We start from the raw sequence: 2,980 nt of genomic DNA, 5'->3' as shown, positions 1-2,980 counted from the left end.
AAGCTCACGGCCGCCGGATTCCGCGTACACCGCGGATTCTGCCTCACCACGGTTGCCTACCGAAAGGCGGCCCCGGCCGAACTGGACGCGCTGGCGGCCCGGCTGGACGCCGCGCGGCCCGGCCCTTCGAACGACGACGAAACAGACAACGGCGAACCAGGCGACGGCGGCTCCCGCCCCGGCCAGCCAGGCCGCCCCGGGTTGGCCCGGCCCGGACCGGACCTGGGCGAACTGGCCCGGCAGGCGCGGGAAATGATCGTGACCGCGCCGATTCCCGCCGACGTCGATGCCGCCCTTCGCGGCGCGTATGCCGCGCTCGGCAGCCGGGCCACAGTGGCGGTCAGGTCCTCCGCCACCGCCGAGGACCTGCCCTTCGCCAGCTTCGCCGGCCAGCAGGATTCCTTCCTGAACATCTCCGGAGCCGACGCCGTGGTCGAGTCGGTCCGGCGCTGCTGGGCCTCACTCTGGACCGAACGGGCCGTGGCCTACCGCGCCGCCAACGGGATCAGCCACCGTGAGGTGGGGCTCGCCGTCGTCGTCCAGGACCTCATCACCGCCACCAGCGCCGGCGTGCTCTTCACCGCCAATCCCGTGACGGGCACCCGGACTGAAACGGTCATCGATGCGAGCGCGGGGCCCGGCCAGGCGGTGGTCTCCGGCAGCGTGAACCCGGACCATTTCGTCGTGGATACGGCCACGGGACGCATCCTTCTCCGTTCACCGAAGGGGACGGCAGTCCGGCGGCGGCCGAGCCTGGACGACGCCCGGATCAGCGAACTCACGGCCCTCGGCGATACCGTCCAGCGGCTGTTCGGTACACCCCAGGATGTGGAATGGGTGATCGACGCAGCGGGCAGGATCTGGGTGACCCAGTCGCGGCCCATCACGACGTTGTATCCGCTGCCGGAGCCTGCGGCCGCCGAACCGCTCGGCGCGGAGGCAGGGGCCGACGCCGACCCCCGCGTCTACCTGTGCGGCACCTTGCTCCAGGGCCTGACCAGGCCCCTGACCCCCATGGGGCTCTCCGTGCTGGGCTCAATGCGGAACCGCAACGGGCCGTGGCGGTACGTCAACCCGGGATTGCGGATGTATGTCGACGTGACGCCCATGGTGCGCAACAGGTACGGCCGCCGCTACCTGCTGCGGATGCTGCCGCTGGCGGACGGCAGGTCCGGCGCGGTTTTTCCGGCACTCCTGGATGACCCGCGGTTCGGCGTGCGCAAACGGCCGTCCCGGCGGGCACGGCACGGTGCAGCGGGCAGGCTGGCCCCCCGACAGGCGGGGACTGGCAGCGGCGCAGCGGGCAATAGCGCAGGGCGCGATCCCGGAACCATGGCCGGCCTGGGCCTGACGGTCCGGCTGATTCCAGCCATGCTGCGGGCCGCGGTGCGGCCGTCCGCCGAGCTGCGCCGCGCCTTCGATTACGGAAATCGCCTCGAAGCCGAGCTTGTCCTGCCGGAACCGGCAACCGCCTTTGGCCGGCTCGATCACGCCCAGCGCGTCCTGGAGAACACCGTGGACGGGCTGATCCAGGCGACATTGCCGGGGCCGTCCGTTGGCTACCTCTTGCTGGCCGGGGCGCGCAGGCTGCTGCGCGGCATCGCGGCACCGCGGGAACTCGAGGCCGTGTTGCGGGGTCTGCCCAACACTGTCACCACCGAGATGGACCTTGAACTCTGGCACCTGGCCGTCTCCGTCGGCGCGCATGCCGCGTCCCGGGAGGTGTTCCTGGCCCACGGGCCAAGGGAACTGGCCGCCCTGTACCAGGCCGGCTCGCTGCCCGCGGTGGCGCAGACCGGCCTGCACGGGTTCCTGGACCGCTACGGCCACCGCGCCGTGGCGGAGATCGACCTTGGCATGCCGCGGTGGTCGGAGAAGCCGGACCATATCCTCGGGATGATCTCGAACTACCTCCACGTGGAGGACCCCGAGCAGGCGCCCGACCGGCAGTTTGCGCGCGCGGAGGAACATGCCGAGGCCAGGATCCGCAGCCTGGTGGAACGGACCGGGGCGCGCAGCCGGCTCCGGGCGCGGCTGGTGGAGTTCTGCCTGCGCCGGACCCGCCAGTTGTCCGGACTGCGCGAACTGCCCAAGTTCTACATCGTCCTCGCCCTCGCGGAGATGCGCCGCCAGCTCAACGCGATCGGCATCGAGCTGGCCCGGTCCGGTGCGATCGCCGCCGCGGACGATGTGTATTTCCTGGAATTCGACGAGGTCCGTGTGGGTTTGCGGGGTGCCGACCTCAAGGGCATCGTCGCGGGCCGCCGCCGGATCTACGACGTCGAACTGCGCCGGCGCCGGATTCCCCGGCTCCTGCTCTCCGACGGCACGGACGTCGAGGCGGCCGTGATGGCCAAGTCCCCCGCTTCCGGCGCCCTCGCCGGGACACCGGCGTCGGCCGGCACCGCCACCGGAACGGTCCGGGTCATCCTGGATCCGGTGGGCGCGCACCTTGAGCCCGGGGAAATCCTTGTGGCACCCTCCACCGACCCCGGCTGGACGCCGCTGTTCATGACGGCCGGCGCCCTGGTGATGGAAATGGGCGGGGTGATCTCGCACGGCGCCGTGGTGGCCCGCGAATACGGCATCCCGGCGGTGGTGGGCGTGCCGGACGCGACCACCCGTTTGCGGACCGGTGAGACCGTGACCGTGGACGGATCGGCCGGAACGGTGCGGCAGGTGGATTTCCCGCTCTCCCCTGCGACGGCCGCCGGCAGCCTGGCTGGCTGAGCGTGAACCTCCGGACCGGCCGGCGCCGGGCCTTCGAATTGCAGCGGGACCTCCGCCACGCCGCCAGCAGGGGGCTATGTTAGTTAGATGGCGTCTGCCGGCAGTAACGCACAGGGCGGCCCGGTTCCCGAGGGCTTTGGTTCGGGGCTGGTGGACGATGCCGCCCGCCGGGACGCCGCGTTGCCCGACTTCGACTGGGCCGTCCTTCCGGCAGGCGTGATGCGCGGTGAGTTCGAGGCACCGAGCGGGA

1 protein-coding gene is annotated in these 2,980 nt (G+C 71.6%); it reads left to right on the top strand.

Annotated elements, in window-relative coordinates:
- A partial coding sequence (locus tag LQV45_RS23405) for a PEP/pyruvate-binding domain-containing protein (protein WP_230009043.1) occupies window positions 1–2,730 on the top strand: 2,730 nt, incomplete at its 5' end.
- Between the last annotated feature and the right edge of the window lie 250 nt (window positions 2,731–2,980).

This window comes from Microbacterium sp. Bi128 (assembly GCF_918698205.1).
Note: the sequence above shows the minus strand (reverse complement) of the source record. Positions and strands in the feature narration are given on the sequence as shown.